The 17,135-nt window shown below is 66.7% G+C and carries 17 protein-coding genes; 4 read left to right on the top strand and 13 right to left on the bottom strand.

All coding sequences use genetic code 11. The features are described from left to right. Positions 1-18 precede the first annotated feature (18 nt). The 7 genes from G8760_RS27505 to G8760_RS27475 all read right to left on the bottom strand — a co-directional run bounded on the left by G8760_RS27505 (position 19) and on the right by G8760_RS27475 (position 5,759). A complete protein-coding gene (locus tag G8760_RS27505; protein ID WP_166356092.1) occupies positions 19-729 on the bottom strand; it encodes an NADH-quinone oxidoreductase subunit C in 711 nt (236 codons plus the stop codon). Positions 730-767: 38 nt separating this feature from the next. Continuing rightward, the gene (locus tag G8760_RS27500; protein WP_166356052.1) at positions 768-1,322 is read right to left on the bottom strand and encodes a NuoB/complex I 20 kDa subunit family protein; all 555 of its coding nucleotides are present in this window, start codon (positions 1,320-1,322) and stop codon (positions 768-770) included. A 63-nt stretch (positions 1,323-1,385) separates the two neighbouring features. Further along, positions 1,386-1,745, bottom strand: a complete 360-nt coding sequence (locus G8760_RS27495; protein ID WP_166356051.1) for an NADH-quinone oxidoreductase subunit A — start codon at positions 1,743-1,745, stop codon at positions 1,386-1,388. A gap of 95 nt (positions 1,746-1,840) precedes the next feature. After that, a complete protein-coding gene (locus tag G8760_RS27490) occupies positions 1,841-3,133 on the bottom strand; it encodes a geranylgeranyl reductase family protein (RefSeq protein WP_166356050.1) in 1,293 nt (430 codons plus the stop codon). Between the two features lie 289 nt (positions 3,134-3,422). Beyond that, positions 3,423-4,115: a demethylmenaquinone methyltransferase gene (locus G8760_RS27485; protein WP_166356049.1), complete on the bottom strand. Its 693-nt coding sequence runs from the start codon at positions 4,113-4,115 to the stop codon at positions 3,423-3,425. 115 nt (positions 4,116-4,230) lie between these two features. Further along, complete coding sequence (locus tag G8760_RS27480) at positions 4,231-5,112, bottom strand: DUF1707 SHOCT-like domain-containing protein (RefSeq protein WP_166356048.1); 882 nt, start codon at positions 5,110-5,112, stop codon at positions 4,231-4,233. A 2-nt stretch (positions 5,113-5,114) separates the two neighbouring features. Continuing rightward, the gene (locus G8760_RS27475; RefSeq protein ID WP_166356047.1) at positions 5,115-5,759 is read right to left on the bottom strand and encodes a hypothetical protein; all 645 of its coding nucleotides are present in this window, start codon (positions 5,757-5,759) and stop codon (positions 5,115-5,117) included. Positions 5,760-5,866: 107 nt separating this feature from the next. Here G8760_RS27475 and G8760_RS27470 point away from each other — a divergent pair, with 107 nt between their 5' ends. Then, positions 5,867-7,138 carry an isochorismate synthase gene (locus G8760_RS27470; protein WP_425502404.1) on the top strand — a complete coding sequence of 424 codons (1,272 nt, stop codon included), beginning with the start codon at positions 5,867-5,869 and terminating at the stop codon, positions 7,136-7,138. A 38-nt stretch (positions 7,139-7,176) separates the two neighbouring features. Here G8760_RS27470 and menD read toward each other — a convergent pair whose 3' ends face one another. After that, positions 7,177-8,901 (bottom strand): 2-succinyl-5-enolpyruvyl-6-hydroxy-3-cyclohexene-1-carboxylic-acid synthase, encoded by a 1,725-nt coding sequence (menD, locus tag G8760_RS27465; protein ID WP_166356045.1) that lies wholly within the window; start codon positions 8,899-8,901, stop codon positions 7,177-7,179. Positions 8,902-8,946: 45 nt separating this feature from the next. Next, entirely contained in the window at positions 8,947-10,083 is a 1,137-nt protein-coding gene (locus G8760_RS27460; protein WP_166356044.1) for a hypothetical protein, read from the bottom strand. A 211-nt stretch (positions 10,084-10,294) separates the two neighbouring features. Between G8760_RS27460 and G8760_RS27455 the strand changes: the two genes are divergently transcribed. From G8760_RS27455 to G8760_RS27445, 3 genes are all read left to right on the top strand, one after another. After that, positions 10,295-11,257, top strand: a complete 963-nt coding sequence (locus G8760_RS27455) for a 1,4-dihydroxy-2-naphthoyl-CoA synthase (protein WP_166356043.1) — start codon at positions 10,295-10,297, stop codon at positions 11,255-11,257. A 141-nt stretch (positions 11,258-11,398) separates the two neighbouring features. Next, positions 11,399-12,616: an o-succinylbenzoate--CoA ligase gene (gene menE / locus G8760_RS27450; RefSeq protein ID WP_207782804.1), complete on the top strand. Its 1,218-nt coding sequence runs from the start codon at positions 11,399-11,401 to the stop codon at positions 12,614-12,616. After that, positions 12,616-13,491, top strand: coding sequence for a 1,4-dihydroxy-2-naphthoate polyprenyltransferase (locus tag G8760_RS27445; protein WP_166356042.1), 876 nt, complete (start codon positions 12,616-12,618; stop codon positions 13,489-13,491). The genes menE and G8760_RS27445 overlap by 1 nt, the downstream gene beginning before the upstream one ends. 763 nt (positions 13,492-14,254) lie before the next feature. Here the strand turns inward: G8760_RS27445 and G8760_RS27440 are convergent. The 4 genes from G8760_RS27440 to G8760_RS30060 all read right to left on the bottom strand — a co-directional run. Then, positions 14,255-14,746, bottom strand: a complete 492-nt coding sequence (locus tag G8760_RS27440; RefSeq protein WP_166356041.1) for a hypothetical protein — start codon at positions 14,744-14,746, stop codon at positions 14,255-14,257. A gap of 40 nt (positions 14,747-14,786) precedes the next feature. Further along, on the bottom strand, positions 14,787-15,908 hold the full coding sequence (locus tag G8760_RS27435) for an HTTM domain-containing protein (RefSeq protein WP_166356040.1): 1,122 nt from the start codon (positions 15,906-15,908) through the stop codon (positions 14,787-14,789). Continuing rightward, on the bottom strand, positions 15,905-16,633 hold the full coding sequence (locus tag G8760_RS27430; protein ID WP_166356039.1) for a DUF5819 family protein: 729 nt from the start codon (positions 16,631-16,633) through the stop codon (positions 15,905-15,907). Before G8760_RS27430 ends, G8760_RS27435 begins: the two co-directional genes overlap by 4 nt. 125 nt (positions 16,634-16,758) lie before the next feature. Further along, a partial coding sequence (locus G8760_RS30060) for an LPXTG cell wall anchor domain-containing protein (RefSeq protein ID WP_207782803.1) occupies positions 16,759-17,135 on the bottom strand: 377 nt, incomplete at its 5' end.

The following is a 17,135-nucleotide window of genomic DNA, read 5'->3' as shown; positions in this document are numbered from 1 at the left end:
TCGCTTTCGACTCGGAGATCATTGGTACGCCCTCCGCTCGTCGGGCGGCGGGATCGTCGCACCCTTGTACTCCACCGGGATGCCGCCCAACGGGTAGTCCTTCCGCTGCGGATGCCCCGGCCAGTCGTCGGGCATCTCGATCCGGGTAAGCGCGGGGTGCTCGTCGAAGATGATCCCGAAGAAGTCGTAGGTCTCGCGCTCGTGCCAGTTGGCCGACGGGTACGTGGCCGTGATCGACGGGATGTGGGGGTCGTCGTCCGGGCACACCACTTCGAGATTGACTCGGCGATTGTGTGTGATCGACAACAACTGGTAGACCGCGTGTAGCTCGCGCCCCGTCTCGTCGGGATAGTGCACGCCGTTGACACCCATACACATCTCGAACCGCAGAGCAGCGTCGTCCCGCAGCACCTTGACCAACTCCGCCAGGTGCTCCCGGTTGACGAACAACGTCATCTGGCCGCGGTGCACGACAACCTTCTCTACCGCGTCGTCCCGCGTGAGCCCGGCCCGCTCCAGCGCGGAGCCGACCTCGTCGTGCAGCCGCTCGAACTCCTCGGCCCAGGGCTGTGGGGTGGATTCGCCGCGGACCGGGCTAGTGTCCCGGACCACCAGGCCGCCGTATCCGGACGTGTCACCAGAGCCGTCGGCACCGAACATGCCCCGTCGGCTCGGATGCTCTGGGGGCAGCGCCGGCCCTTCCGGGCCAGACGGGAGGCCTGGCTGCATCCCCTCCGGGTCCGGGTGTCCCTTGTCGGGCGTCTCACTCACCGCAGCAGACCTTTCATCTCATGCGTCGGAGTGGCCGTCAGTGCCGCCTGTTCGGCCTCGGCCTCGGCCGCCTTGCGGTGGGCACCAAGCTTGCTGTGCTGGATCTGATCGTGCAGCTTCAGCACCGCGTCGATGAGCATCTCCGGCCGTGGTGGACACCCCGGCAAGTACACGTCCACCGGGACGATGTGGTCGACACCCTGAACGATGGCGTAGTTGTTGAACATGCCTCCAGAGCTGGCGCACACGCCCATGGAGAGCACCCACTTGGGGTTGGCCATCTGGTCGTAGATCTGCCGGACCACCGGGGCCATCTTCTGACTCACCCGGCCGGCGACGATCATCAGGTCGGCCTGCCGAGGAGACGCCCGGAACACCTCCATACCAAAGCGCGACGAGTCGTGCCGTGGCGCACCGAACGACATCATCTCGATCGCGCAGCACGCCAAACCGAAGGTGGCCGGCCAGACCGAACCCTTACGCATCCACCCGGCGAGGTTCTCTACCGAGCTGAGCAGGACACCCGAGGGAAGCTTCTCCTCAATTCCCATAGTCCGCGCTCACCTTCTCCCTCCGTCGTGCTCCGCAAGGCGCCACCTGTACACACTCATTGGCTAGTCCCATTCGAGCCCTCCGCGACGCCATTCGTAGATGAACGGGACAGTGATCAGGAACAGGAACGTCACCATCGCGACGAAGCCGAACAAGCCGAGGTGGTCGAACCGAACCGCCCACGGGTACAGGAAGATGATCTCGATATCGAAGATGATGAACGTCATCGCGGTCAGGTAGTACTTGATCGGGATTCGTCCGCCGCCCACCGGTTGTGGCGTGGGCTCGATGCCACATTCATAGGAGTCGAGACGGACCCGGTTGAAGCGCTTCGGGCCAAGCATCGACGAGGCGAACACCGAACCCACCGCGAAGACGGCGGCCACCACAATTAGGCCGATCATCGGCGCGTACAGCTCCACGCGCGTTCAGCTCCCCTCACGGGCACTCGTGGCGGTGCCCTGGTCACGTCCGCCGTTTTCACCGGCTGGCACAGGTGCCATATTCTGCCTCCGCCTCATGCTGCCGGCGCCAGGCGGGTCAGCGCGTTGATGACGCGGTCATAGGCGTCGCCGTCGCGGTGGTCGGTCAGGTTGGCGAGCAGCTTCAGGGTGAACCGCATCAACCAGGGGCGCGGCAGCCCATGATTGGTGGCGATCTTCATGATGCGCGGGTCTCCGATCAGCCGGACGAATATCCGGCCGAGGGTGAAGTATCCACCATGCTCGCTCTTCAACGCGGCGGGGTACCCCTGTAGGACACGTTCCCGGCTGTCGGCGTTGACGCGGGAACGGGCATCGGCGATGACCGACGCGGCGAGGCTGGCCGCCTCCATCGCGTAGTCGATGCCCTCACCGTTGAATGGGTTGACCATGCCGCCGGCGTCGCCCACCAGCAGCAGTCCCTTCCTGTAGTGCGGCTGGCGGTTGAACGCCATGGGCAGGGCCGCACTGCGGACGTCGCCCACGCGGTTCTCGTCGGCGAACTCCCACTCCTCCGGCATCTGCGCCACCCATCGGCGCAGCAGATCCTTGTAGTCGACCTGGCCGAACGCCTTGGAGGTGTTGATGATGCCGAGACCGACATTGCTGGTGCCGTTGCCGGCGCCGAAGATCCAGCCGTACCCGGGCAGCAGGTCACGTCCGCCGCGGTCGTTCGCTGCCCACAACTCGAGCCACGACTCCATCCACTCGTCGTCATGGCGCGGCGTCTTGAAGTAGGTGCGCACGGCCACCCCCATGGGGCGGTCGTCGCGTTTGTGCAGGTCCATTGCCGTCGCCAGCCGGGACGAGACACCATCGGCGGCGACGACCAGCGGCGCCCGATACGTAACCGGTCCACCTTCGGCGCGGCCGCGTTCGTTGACCGGCTTGGCGTGCACGCCGGCTACCCGGCCGGTGCGCTCGTCGATCACGGGACCGACGACGCTGGTGCGCTCGTGTAGGCGTACACCGGCGCCTTCGGCATGGGCGGCCAGCAGGTGATCGAAGTCCATCCTGGTGCGTACGAGCCCGTAGTCCGGATAGCTGGCCAGCTCGGGCCATGGCAAGTGCAACCGCATGCCGCCGCCGATGATGCGCAGACCGCGGTTGCGGATCCACCCCGGGCCGGAGGTGTCTACACCCATCCGGACGAGCTGACGCACCGCGCGCGGAGTGAGGCCGTCCCCACAGACCTTGTCTCGGGGGAACGACGACTTCTCGAGGAGGAGTACGTCGAGCCCGGCCCGGGCCAGGTAGTAGGCCGTCGTGGAACCAGCTGGCCCGGCACCGACGACGATGACGTCGGCGTCGTCAGCCTGCGCGTTCATCCGGTCCTCACCAGTGGTCGTGACGGTTCTGTAGCGTCATCGCGGAGTTAGTGAATGAATTCACTAACTAGCTTCCGGACCAAGTCTAGGGGTTCACCCCTAGGGCTTTCGACCGCCCCCACTATGTCTGACCTGCGAATTTACGCATCATAGATGTTGCGAAAATAGTTCCCCACCCTGATGCGCATGTCAGGCCGGACAACTCGGTGCGCAGCGGAACCACCAGCACAGCGCCTGACAACAAAAAGTCGGGGCGGTGGGCAGCGGCCTTGGCAACCAGAACGAGACTTTACGGGCGCAGCGCGTGATGGAGAGCGACGATCCCGCCGGAAAGATTGCGCCACCGCACCTCCGACCAGCCGGCCCGCTGGATCCGCCCGGCCATCTCGGCCTGATCCGACCAAGCCGGAATCGACTCGGCCAGATAGACGTAGGCATCTGGATTACTCGACACCCGCCTGGCCACCGTGGGCAGGGCGCGCATCAGGTACTCGAGGTACACCGTGCGAAATGGTGCCCACGTCGGGTGGCTGAACTCACACAACACGAGGCGCCCACCCGGCCTGGTCACCCGCAGCATTTCGCGCAGCGCCAGGTCGGGGTCGTGCACATTACGCAGGCCAAACGAGATGGTCACCACGTCGAACGACGCGGCAGCGAACGGCAACCGGGTAGCGTCGCCGGCCACGAACGGCAGCTCAGCCCGCCGCCGTTTCCCGGCCCGCAGCATGCCGAGGGAGAAGTCGCAGGGCACAACATCCGCGCCCGCGGCACGGAACGGCTCACTGGACGTGCCCGTACCCGCGGCGAGGTCGAGAACACGCTCCCCGGGCAGCGGACGCACCGCTTGGTTGACGGCGTGCCGCCAGTAGCGGTCCTGCCCGAAGGAGAGCACGTCATTGGTGAGGTCGTAACGCTCGGCGACATCGTCGAACATCGTCGCGACCTCATGTGGTTGTTTGTCGAGGGAAGCTCGGCTCACACCGCCCAGCCTAGGGCCAGGCCTACGGATCTTGCGGATGTGGGCCGGTGCGCGACACCACCGGGTTCGCGGGCCGGGCATCCTCACTCGAATCCAGCCCCGGCCGGCGCCGGGGTCACTGGCTGCTGAGCTCCGTCGTTCCGGTGGCGTCCCAGGTGGCGGAGAACGTCTGGCCCTCGTCCTCCACGACGACGTGGATCGTCACCTCATTGCCGTGCCATCGGCCGCGGGCTACCGAGGCGTGCAGTGTGTCGGCGCCAGGGCGCCCCACCGCGTCGGCCGTACCTGTGATGGCTGTCGCGACCGCTTCGGGGGTGACGTCGTCCCATCCGATCGACGATCCTTCGCTCTCGCTGTAGGACCGCTCCCATTCCGGCTCGGTCGCCAGGCCGGCCTCGTATCTGATCGACGCCAAGCCGGGCCGATCGGTCTCGGCCAGCACCCGCACCTCGGCCCATTCCGGCCTGATGGTCATCGACTGGATCCCGTCGGGTGCGTGTTCGAGCATGACGTCCCACATGTGCACCAGCCCGGCCTCGGTATGGAGATCGGGCTTCTCCGTGGCGATCTCCGGGAGCTCGACGTCGGCCGGCCGCAGGTTCTCCGCCGGCGCCACCTCCATGTCGGCGTCCCTCGTGCCCGTCTCGACACTCGTGGGTGCTACCAGGCCGATCCCGGCCGCGGCCACACCAACCGCGACAAGGGTGCCCACCAGCACCATCCACACAATCTCCCGCCTCGCTCGCGCCGGCCTGACGGACGGTACGGGCATGACGGGAGACGGTGGCGCCTCGACACCCGGGATGTCGGCGACCAGCTCGTCGAGCGCGGCGATCGATCCCGCGTCATGCACTGCCGCGGTCCGTTCCTGCATGTCGTCGAGAGTCAGCCTGCCCTCTCCGTACGCGGCGGCGATCGCCGCGGAGTATCGGTCGCGGTCGGCATCGGATGGCCGCCACCGTCGCTCCGGTCGGCGTCCGGTTCCTCGTATCGGCACCGTCAGGACCCATCCCTGAGCAGGTGCCGGCCCGAGCCGTCCCACACGACATGAGCGGCGGAGCCATAGGAGTCGGATTCGAGCTGGACCGAGACCGTCAAGATCCCCCGCCACCAGCCCTGCCGGTCGATGCGGATGTAACTGACCGGCCGGTCCGGCAACCCTGCCACCTCGGCGGCCCGGGCGGCGGCCGCGCCGACCACCCCTGGCGCGAGGGCCGACGCCTCGAAGTACGTGGCGTCGGGGTCGGTGTCGATCTCTCCTGCGGGCTCTCGTTCGCCAAACCCGCCGTCGCGATACGTAATGGTGTCGTACTGAATGGCACCGGGCGCTACCTCGACCTCGAAGGTCGCCCAGTCGGGACGGATGCTGACGGCGTGGTACCGGGTCACGCCCCGTGCCTCCAACTCGCCGAACAACGCCTCGACCATGCCGGGTTCGAGCAAGCCCATGTGGTCCGCGGCGACGGCTCCTTCCATGGCCGGGGCAGTCTCGGATGTGGTCGTCGACCCGTCGTTGCCGGCGGCGATCAGCACACCGGCAGCGAGGACACCCACCATGACGCCGGTCGCGATCGTGACACCCCACGCACGCTGGGTGGCGCGCGCCGCCCGATCCGGAGCTGGGTGGATCACCTCGCCGGCCATTCACACACGACGGTCATGTCTCGGATGATAACCAGCGTGGGTAGCGGGCCGCTGTGACCAAATCGTCAGCCCGCTGTCGGCGGGTGTGCAGTGGAGACGTCGTAGGCTTGACGCCCGTGACAACTGCGCCGCTGAAGGCAGCCGAAACCGCGCTCGTGGCCCGCACGGTGGAGATCCCCGATCCCGGACCACTGTTGTCGCTGCTGCCCAGTGAGGCGCCGCTGGTCTGGCTGCGCCGCGGAGAGGGCCTGGCCGCCTGGGGTGAGGCGGCGCGCTTCGACACCACGGGACCCGGCCGGTTCACCGAGGCCGAGCAGTGGTGGCGCGGTTTGGTCCGCACCGCCGTGATCCGCGACGAGGTGCAGCTTCCGGGCTCCGGGCCGGTGGCCTTCGGGTCGTTCACGTTCGACGACGGCCCTACGTCGTCGTCGCTGGTCCTGCCCGAAACCGTTGTGGGACACCGGGAGGGGCGCTGGTGGGTGACCACCGTCAGCCTCAACGGTCACCTGCCGCCCTGGCCCAACCTCCCCTTAGCCAAGCCGACCCGCCGGCCCGGGCCGGTCACCTTCACCGACGGCACTCTCGGTAGCGCCGCGTGGGAGCGGATCGTCGCCGGCGCCGTCGACCGCATCAACGCCGGCGAACTGGAGAAAGTGGTCCTCGCCCGCGAGCTGATCGCAGAATGCTCGCGCCCGGTCGACCTTCGCTGGCCGCTGCGCCGGCTCAGTGATCGCTATCCGCGTTGCTGGACGTTCAGCGTGGACGGCATCCTCGGGGCCACACCCGAACTACTCGTCCGGCGCGAGCGCGGGCTGGTCACGTCCCGTGTCCTGGCTGGCACCATCCGCCGGACCCGCGACGACGTCCACGACCTCGCACTCGCCGCCTCGCTCGCCAGGTCCAGCAAAGACCTGGAGGAGCACGAGTTCGCGGTGCGTTCGGTGGCCGACGCGCTGGCGCCATTCTGCTCCAGCATGAACATCCCCGAGACGCCGTTCGTGCTGCATCTGCCGAATGTCATGCACTTGGCCACGGATATCGCCGGTGTCGCCTCGGACCAGTCGTCCGCGCTGCTCATGGCGGGTGCACTACATCCGTCGGCAGCCGTTGGCGGCACCCCGACCGACCGGGCACGAACGGTGATCCGCGAGATCGAGGGGCTCGACCGTGGCCGCTACGCGGCCCCCGTGGGCTGGATCGACAGCTCCGGCGACGGCGAATGGGGCATCGCGCTGCGCTGCGCCCACGTCGATCCGATCGACCGGACTCGGCTGCGGCTGTTCGCCGGTTGCGGCATCGTGGCCGGCTCGGACCCCACGGCTGAGCTCGCCGAGAGTGTGGCGAAGCTCGTGCCGATGCGAGACGCCCTCACCACCTGACCCCTCTTCCCCATGATCATGAACACTTTGCCGTGTTATCACCCGGCAAAGTGTTCATGATCATGGGAGAGGGTGGCGTCGACGACGGCCCGTAGGCGAGCGTGCAGATCGCGCAGGCCATGCCGTTCGGTCCGTATCTCGATGACGGAACGGCCGGGCGGCGGCGCCATCAGCAGCTCCCGCAGCCGGGAAAGGTCCGTGACGTGCTCGTGGGTCACCCCGTAACCGGCACACAACGCAGCGATATCGGCACCATGTGGTGTGCCGAACACCCGCTCGAAATCCGCTGAATACTCCGGCGCGCCCTGCTCCAACAGCGAGAAGATGCCACCTCCGTCGTCGTTGACGACCACCACCTGAAGCTCCGGCGGCTGCTCCAGCGGCCCCACCAACAACCCGCCGAGGTCGTGGAGGAAGGCGAGGTCACCGATCAGGACCCGGGTAAAGCCGCCGGAGCCCAACGCCACCCCGGAGGCAGTGGACAACGTGCCGTCGATGCCCGCCAGCCCCCGATTGGCCACTACCCGCGGACCGATGGCGGCGCTATCCCCGAACCACGGTGGCGCGGTCAGGTCGAGATCGCGGATTGGATTCGACGACGCGACGACCACCACCTGGCCGGGGCCGGTCGCAGACCACAACTCCCTGGCTACCTGCGGTCCAGTCAACCCGCTGGCATCGAGCACACCGCTGACCGCTTGTCGCGCCGCCGCGTCGGCAGCGATCCAACGGGCGAGCCAATCGGCGCCCGCCGGGTCCGGTTCGGCGCGCACCGCGGTGGTGACCACCGCGGCGTTGCGGGCGGGGTCGGGCCAATCACTACTAGGCGCCACCACCACGACCTCGACGTCCCGGCGGGCCAGCAGTGCACTCACCGGGCGCGACAAGGTGGGACGGCCGAACACCACCACCCGCTCCACCCGCCCGCCGAGTTCCGGCCGGCCCAGCAGCAACCGGTAGAGCATGATCGCGTTAGGCCCCCCACGAGCGCCCGACGACGGTTCGGCGAGCAACGGAAAGCCGCCCTGCTCGGCCAGTTCGCGAGCGTCGTCGCCGGCGCCGTCGCCGGCCACCACAACGGTGTGCCGGCCGCGCCCCAGAGACCGAGCAGGCGCGCCGCCGTGACCCGAGTGGTCCACCGCCGCGGAGTCGACCTGGACCCGCCCGGGGACCTGGCCTGCGACGACGGACGTTGCACTCGGCCAGTCCGCCGCATCGGGGACCAGTGGTTCCCGAAACGCAAGATTGAGGTGGATCGGTCCGGGTCGCCGGGTGCGTGCCCCCGTGGCGGCAGCGACGGCCCGTCCCAGCAGGTTGCGGAGGTCCGAGTGCTCGCCAGCGCGCCCGGAAGGTGCCGGCACGTCGGCTACGAACCGGACCGCCGACCCGAAGATGTCGACTTGATCGGTTGTCTGGTTAGCCCCAGTGCCACGCAGCTCGTGCGGCCGGTCGGCACTCAGCACGATCAGCGGCACCCCGGCGTGGGCGGCTTCGAGCACGGCGGGATGCAGATTCGCCACCGCGGTTCCCGACGTGGTGACCACAGCCACCGGCCCGGCAACACGGGCGAGGCCGAGCGCGGTGAAACCAGCCGCCCGTTCGTCTATTCGCACATGCAACCGCATCTGCCCACGGCCGACCGCCGCTTGCAGCGAGAACGCCAACGGCGCGCTTCTGGAACCGGGGGCGAGGACGACATGCTGCACACCGAGGACGGCCAGCTCGGCGACGATCACGTCGGCGGCGGTGACGGAATGGTTCACCCGACGATTCTGCCTCGCCGGGGCGTGCGCACTGCTAGTGCGTCGCTAATCGACCTTGCGTAGCCAGGTGAACCCGGTGTTCGCCCCCTGGCAAGTCTGCAGGATCACGTCGCATTCGTCACCACAGGCCCAATTGGAAGCACTGCCCAGGGCAGAACCGCGGCCGGGCGCGATGACCCGGTGTGCCACCTCGTAAATCCCGGCTTGTTCACCCTTCAGCTCCACGATGGTGCCCATCGGCATCGCGTTCCACCAGGCGTTGCCGAGGTAGTCGTGGGCGGCGACGAACGTGTCCACGGTGACCGGCGCGTAGTGGCAGGCCACTCCGTACGGAAGGTTGTCGATGTCGGTGCTGTTGTTGCACACCCGGACGTCGATGCTGCGGACGTCATCACCCAGCACGATGCCGACGTCGCTGCGGACTTCCTCGAACCGTTCGCCGCCGGCATACGTGAAGCGGAACTCGGTTCCGGTGGCAGCGTCGACCTCGATGGTGGCCGTGCTGTCGGCACTGGTGGCGACCGTCTCCACGGTCTCCCACTCGTCGCCGTCCTTCATCTCCAGATCGAGATCTCCGATCACCGCAACCCCGGCCTCCGTCGTCCAGGTTGCGGTGACCTCCGCGGTGTCGTCACCGGTAGGCGAGGCCGTGACGGTCACCCTGGACGGCAGGAGGTCCGAGGCGACCACGCTGACGTGGTTCGACGCGGCGGCGTCGACGTCGTCGGAACCGCCGTACGCCGCGCGATAGATACTCGTCTCGGCGACATCCAGTTCGGTGCTACCACCCTCGGGCCCAATGTCGATCTCGGCGACGGTCTCCCACGTGCCGCCGTCAACCCGCTGGAGGTCGACGACGCCCTGCACGGGGGTGCCGTCGACGGTGCGCCATTCAGCCGTGAACATCACGTCGTCCCAGCCATTGGGGTCCTCCGGCACGGACAGGATCAGCTCGGCGGCATCTAGATCTTCGGCGTCGGGATCGGCATGTAGCGCCTCGACCGGCTCGGAGTCCCGCGGCGACGGCTCGGCGACCACTGGCTTGGGCGTACTGGCCAGCACCTTCGCCACAACCCGGATGTCGTCATCCGCAGATCCGCCGCTGGCACTGCCGATCAGCGCGAACGCCGCCGCCCCAGCGATCGTAACCGCTCCGGCGCTGGCCAGCAGACGAGACCCCATACACACCATCTTCCTTGATCATCCGCGTTCTTTCCACAGATTGCGGGCGACGTCATAACGTAAGACGAACCGCGGGCGGCGGAGGTTCCGCCCTCCACCGAATTCGATCACATCGGTTCCCCGCTCACCCGCGGGCGTCTCCGCAGGCACGAAGCGCCGCTGCCGCGGCCGGTGAGCCCCTAGGCGCGCCCCCGCCCGTACAGTGGCACGCGTGACCACCGCACCCTTTCAGCCTGATCGTTGGCGTGTCGTCGAAGGATTCGACTTCACCGACATCACCTACCACCGGCACGTCGTCGACGGTCATGACCACGGCACCGTCCGGATCGCGTTCAACCGTCCCGAAGTGCGCAACGCCTTCCGACCACACACCGTCGACGAGCTCTACCGGGCGCTCGACCACGCTCGGATGACACCCGATGTCGGCTGCGTGCTACTCACCGGCAACGGACCGTCACCCAAGGACGGCGGCTGGGCTTTCTGCTCCGGCGGAGACCAACGGGTTCGTGGCCGTGACGGGTACCGCTACACCGTCGCCGACAGCCAGCCGGACGACGCCGGCCGGTCCGGTGATGACGAGCGCGGCACCGGCCACCACGAGCGGATCGATCCCGCACGAGCCGGGCGTCTGCACATCCTCGAGGTGCAGCGCCTGATCCGCATCATGCCGAAGGTGGTCATCGCCGTGGTCCCGGGCTGGGCCGCTGGTGGCGGACACAGCCTGCACGTCGTCTGCGACCTCACCTTGGCCAGTGCCGAGCACGCCCGGTTCAAGCAGACCGACGCCGACGTCGGATCCTTCGATGCCGGGTACGGCTCGGCATACTTGGCCCGCCAGGTTGGCCAGAAGTTCGCCCGCGAGATCTTCTTCCTGGGCGACGAGTACTCGGCCGACGAAGCGTTCCGGATGGGTATGGTCAACGCCGCCGTGCCGCACGCCGACCTCGAGAACGTCGCGTTGAAATGGGCCACCAAGATCAACGGCAAGAGCCCTACCGCTCAACGCATGTTGAAGTTCGCCTTCAACGCCGTCGACGACGGCTTGGTAGGGCAGCAGGTGTTCGCCGGAGAGGCCACCCGACTGGCCTACATGACCGACGAAGCCGCCGAAGGCAGGGACGCATTCCTCGACAAACGCGATCCCGACTGGTCGCGCTTTCCCTGGTACTACTGACGGCCTGGGCGGCTGACACTCGTGTCGGCCGCCGAGCCGCTCAGCCAGAGAATACCCGGCCGGTTGAAATCGCGACGGATCACACCTTTGTGATGATCACCGCGTGACGGATCCACTGAACCTCCGTAAGCTGGGAGTGCGATGGACAGGCCACCTCCGACGCCGATGTCGGCGGCTACCCGCTCGCTCCAGGCGATCGAGGTGCCGCTGACACCTGCTGTGTTGCCTCGTGTGTATCCAGCCGTGGTGGCCGCCCTCGACGGGGGCCCCGCGCTGCTGCCCGTACCCACCCACCCCGAGCCGCTCCGGGACGAACTCCTGGCCAGTCTCCGGCCCGAGGCCCCGTTGGAAGACACCGACATCGCCTTCGTCATCCCCACCTCGGGCTCCACGGGCGAACCCAAAGGGGTCATGCTCAGCGCCAAGGCGATCCAGACGTCGGCCACCGCGACGCTACGCCGACTCGGTGGTCCCGGACAATGGCTGCTTGCCCTGCCCGCCACCCACGTGGCTGGTCTGATGGTGCTGGCTCGGTCATTCGTCGCCGGAACCGAGCCGGTGGCGATGGACCTGTCCAGCGGGTTCGACCCCGAGATGTTCGCCGCTGCGAGCGTGCGACTGTTCGGCTCCGGGCCCCACCGCCGGTACACGGCGCTCGTCCCCCGACAGCTCGCCGCGCTGTTGGATGGCGGCGAGGCGTCCGTGGCCGCGCTGTCGGGTTACCACGCCGTCCTCGTCGGAGGCTCGGCGATCTCCGCCGAACTGCTGGAGCGGGCTCGAGCCGCCGGAGTCTCCGTCGTCACCACCTACGGCTCGACCGAGACCTGCGGCGGCTGCGTCTACGACGGACTCCCGCTCGACGACGTCGAGGTCCGCATCGACGACGCCGGCCGAATCTGCCTTCGCGGCCCCATGCTCGCCAGTGGCTATCGCCTACGGCCGGAGCTGAGCGTCGATGCGTTCGGGGACGGCTGGTTCACCACGGCCGACATCGGCCACCTCGGCCCGGACGACCGGCTCGACGTCGTGGGCCGCTTGGACGACGTCGCCGTCTCCGGCGGGGTGAACGTCCCATTGGCCGCCGTCGACCATCTCGTCGCCGCACACCCGGGCGTCCGTGAAGCGCTGGCCGTAGCCCTTCCCGACCCGGAGTGGGGCCAACGGGTGGTCGCCGCCGTGGTCGCCCACGATCCCGCCCAGCCGCCCCGGTTGGAGTCGGTGCGGGCCCACGTCATGCGCCGGGCGCCGGCGGCCTACGCACCGAAGGAGCTGATCACCGTCGAGTCGCTGCCCACCCTGCCGAACGGCAAGACGGACCGCCGCGGGCTGGCCGAGCAGCTCAGCCGTACCATCCACTGATGGCCACATCCTCCACCTGGGTGCAGGGCGCCCGCCCACGAACCCTGCCCGCGGCACTCTCACCGGTCATCGTCGGTACCGGTGCGGCCGCCGCCGCGGGAGCGGCACACCTCGGCCGAGCAGTGCTGGCGCTGGTGGTCGCCCTCGCGTTGCAGGTGGGGGTCAACTACGCCAACGACTACTCGGACGGCGTGCGCGGCACCGACGACAACCGCGTCGGGCCACTGCGGCTGGTCGCGTCGGGGGTGGCCAGCGCCCGCGCAGTGAAGCTCGCGGCCTGGCTCAGCTTCGGAGTCGCCGCCGTGACGGGTCTCGTCCTAGTGGTGCTCATCCAACAATGGTGGCTGCTGGCAGTGGGCGCCGCCGCGGTGGGCGCGGCCTGGTACTACACCGGTGGCTCCCGTCCGTACGGATACCGCGGCATGGGCGAGCTGTCGGTGTTCGTGTTCTTCGGGTTGGTCGCCGTCATGGGCACCACCTACGTACAAGCCGAACGGCTCACCGCGGTGTCATTCGTCGCCGCCGTCGCGGTGGGCAGCATGGCCTGTGCCCTCCTGCTGGTCAACAACCTTCGTGATGCACCCCAAGACGCCGTAGCCGGCAAACGTACACTCGCGGTGTTCCTTGGCGAGCAACGCACCCGGCTGCTGTACGCCGGGCTGATGGTGCTGCCCTACCTGCTGGTGGTGCCGCTGGCGCTGGACGCCGGTCCGTGGGCGTTGTTGGCTGGGCTCGCGGCACCGGTCACCTGGATGGCAGCACGGCCGGTGCTACGCGGCGCGCAGGGATCCGCACTCATCCCGGCTCTGCAGACCACCGGCCTCACCAGTCTGGTGTTCGCCGCCTTGCTGACCGCCGGACTAGCTATAGGCTGAGTCACCACGTGCGTGCTGTGACGCGGATCACTACCGCAATGACGTCATCGGCGGCTCGTCAAACGGGTCTTCTACAAAGGGTGGCGCGGTCTTGTGTGGCCACCATGGGGGGAAGATCGGGTGCACAGACCCACATCGGACGCGGCCCTGCTGGATTGGACCCGTCACGGGAACACAGCAGCCTAAGCCGAGCTCTGGAGCGGACGTGCCGAGCCGGCACGCGCGGCGCTTGATGCGTCCTGCCATGACACACTGACCAAGTTGGGCCGGTACACCCTCGGTGCGTTTATCGGACCCCACCCAGACCCGCGTAGCTGAGCGCCCTGCGCCATTGTTCCCACTGTCGCATGGACACCATTGGTGCTCCTGCGGGTGAACAGGTGGAACTCATTCTGAACACCACCTCTGGAGCCTTGGCTTCGATTCCGCGCGCCACGCCGCTCTGAATTGCGCCACCCGACCACGGATGTGACCCCTCTCACAGAGGTAATTCGTCATCAACTGTTGCTGGCAACGGTCTATTGGATTAGAGCGGCATGACGAAATCCTAGCCGCTCGACTGCGGCCGACATTTCTCAAGAGACTCGAGAACCATCGGCAACAGAGTAGAGCGAGGGCGGCCAGCTCGTGCCTGTGCTGGCCGCCCTCTACGCGAGTCGGGGTCTGCTTGGGGGGCGATACAACCCCGACTCGCTATGCGGTCCTGCGACACCAGCGAACCGCACGATTCACTTTTCCTTGCATCACCGAAAGTACCGGTAGCCTACCCTTGGATATCTAGGCCACATTCCTGCTCCGCGTAAACACTTAACTCCACGCCGGCCTCCTCGACCTGATGCTCTTCGACAATAGCTGCCAACTGAGCAACGAGCTCAACCGCTTCCTCCTCAGTGACCTGCTTCCTCCCACCAACAGACTCGTACAGCGGGAGATAGTCCTCGAAGAATTCATAATAAGATTCGAGCGCGCTTTCCAGGCCAAACGGAGCTTCTTCACGAAGTAACCCAACGACGTCCCTGGCATCTGCGAGCGACTCTAGATCATTCACCTCGGTCGCGCTAAATACGTCGACGGCTGCCTCTAGTTGCGCACAGAAGCCACCCTCTACGGCCTGCAGTTCCTCGAGGACCGTCCTATTCACCTCTACCCCGCGCTCGCCGGCCACATCCCCAGCCTGGCCGTCCGAGCCACAAGCAGAGAGCACAAGGGCCGCAACAGAACCGAACGTGGCAGCAAGTAGCTTGTTTCTTACCATGTCTGAGCCAACCACCTAAATGAGTACAAACAGCACACAGTTATGCTGTTATCCGATCTTTCTGACGATGTCGTTCTGGAACGTCGCCCCAACCCGCATCAATGCCGTCAACTTCTCCAGGATTGCGCTTAACGGCTATCGCGTCAAAAAATCGGATAGCAGCTCGATCCCAAGTCCGCAGAACTCTTTCACCAATCTTCCTCCATGTGACATCGCGAATGAAGATCATGTCGCCGGCGAGGATGAACAGAGAAAAGAAGGGCAGCCCCATGACGACGGCAATGCCGAGGTGCATGGCTGTCACTCCAACTAGTGCGACTATTCGGCTGGTGCGGCGGAGCAGCATGAGTGGGAAGAAGATCTGAATGAAGACGGAGAAGTAGGTGACGACCATGACACCGAGAGCGCTGGAACTCAGAAGCTCGTTGAGTGCCGGCCACGGTGCGTATTGGCCAACCTGCATCGGGTAGTAGACGGCGGTGCCGTCTTGCCACAACTCCCCCTGGACCTTGTACAGGCCGGAGGCCAAGTAGATGATGCAAACCTGCACGGCGATCGCAACAACAGCGAAGTTGTGGAAGACGACGGCGGCCAAGGTGGTGTTGGTGCGCAGTTGTGGCGAGATCTGGACCCGGATGGGGCCGTCAGTCTGCCCAACAACTCGTCGGGCTCGCCGGCGCGCATCTAGTGACCAGCGCCCGGAGGTGTCGGCGAAGCACATGTAGAAGAAGAGGATCCGGAAGATGTTGTCGCTCTGGTCGCCGTAGATCGGCTGCGCCTCGATCAGACTGACCCACAAGATCAGGATGATCGGCGCGAGAATCCGGGTGCGCCAGCCAAGCACCAGCAACACCAGCAGGACCGCCACCAGGCCGAGCTTGAGGTCCAGCTCAAGCTGGCTGCTGCCGCCCCGGAAGAAGGTGAACGGCCAGCTGAAGCCCCCGTTGTCGTCGATCGGTTCTAACCAGCGGGCGGCGTCGCCCCAGAGGTAGTGCCGGTTGAGCCAGTTGGCGGCGAGGAAGCCCAACGCGGTCAGGCCGAACAGGATCCGCATCATCGCGAGACCGTAAGTGGCACGTTTGGCCCCAAGCAGCCAGTCCTCACCGAACCGCAGCTTGGGTGCGACGTGATCGTTCCACAACACGGGAGTTCGTGCGCTCATCGGGCGAACCTCTCGATCGCGGCGGCGAACGCCTCCCGGTCCTGACCGTCGTGCTCGATCAACGGCCGGCGGCCGAACTCCCGGGTGACCACCGTTGGTTGACGATCCCGGTTCGCGAACGACGGCGCCCGGCTCTCTTCCGTCTTGAACTGCACATACTTGACGCCGGCGTCTTCACCCCACCACGCATACGCGAACTGCGTCGCATACGCCGTGATTGCCTGGTCATAGCGGAGCACATAGGAGATCCGGCTCGCCGGAGATCGATCGTCTTCACGCATCATCCGGGCCCGCAGCCGGTCCCACGCGTCATGGTGGTAGTGGCTGGCCAGCGCAAACCGTTCCTCGCTGGTCATCCTGGCGTGTTGCTGGCCGATGCGGGTCGCGGCACGGCGGGTGACGATACCGACCCTGGACGGTGTGAGGTTGTGCAGCACCGCGGCGTCGATCTCCAGATCGGTGACGTTGACCCACTCGGTGTGCCGTTGGTCGTTGTACCACCCACGGACGAACAAGGTCCGCTCGGTACCGATGGGCCGCGGTGCGAACAGGCTCCAGTTCTGTTGGAACATGGGAAGCATGTAGGCGTTCATCGGTTCCTTCAGCGAGTCTTTCGCTGCGTTGTTCGGACCGACGAACAGCGCCGTCACCGCGAGGTGCGCGCCAACCGCCAGGCCCAGCACACCCGCCAGGAACTTAAGCCAGGCCGGCCTTGTCTGCTGCATCCGATGCCCCCAATCCCCCTCGCAGACACGTCTGCCAGTCGTCGTTTCTGACGGACAGCGGTGGGCCCGCACAGGTATTGCGTGCGGACCCACCGTCGTTGTCTCTTTCGTGCCGAGAGAACTAACTACTCGACGATGGCGCGCCGTCGGTTGCTGGCGGCGAACACAACAACGCCAACACCAAGCAGCAAGGCTCCAAGCATGGCTACCAGCAGCGGGCCTCCACTACCGGTGTCAGGCAGGTCGTCGCCGTCCTTGTCGGCGTCAGCATCCGCGTCCACGTCAGCATCAACATCCGCGTCCACGTCAGCATCAACATCCGCGTCCACGTCAGCATCAACATCCGCATCGACGTCAGCATCAACATCCGCATCGACGTCAGCATCAACATCCGCGTCCACGTCAGCATCAACATCCGCGTCCACGTCAGCATCAACATCCGCGTCCACGTCAGCATCAACATCCGCGTCCACGTCAGCATCAACATCCGCGTCCACGTCAG

Origin of the sequence: Phytoactinopolyspora limicola (assembly GCF_011320225.1) — a bacterium.
In the GTDB taxonomy this organism is placed as follows: Bacteria; Actinomycetota; Actinomycetes; order Jiangellales; family Jiangellaceae; genus Phytoactinopolyspora; species Phytoactinopolyspora limicola.
The sequence above is the reverse complement of the archived record's forward strand: the minus strand, read 5'-3'. Positions and strand labels throughout refer to the sequence as shown.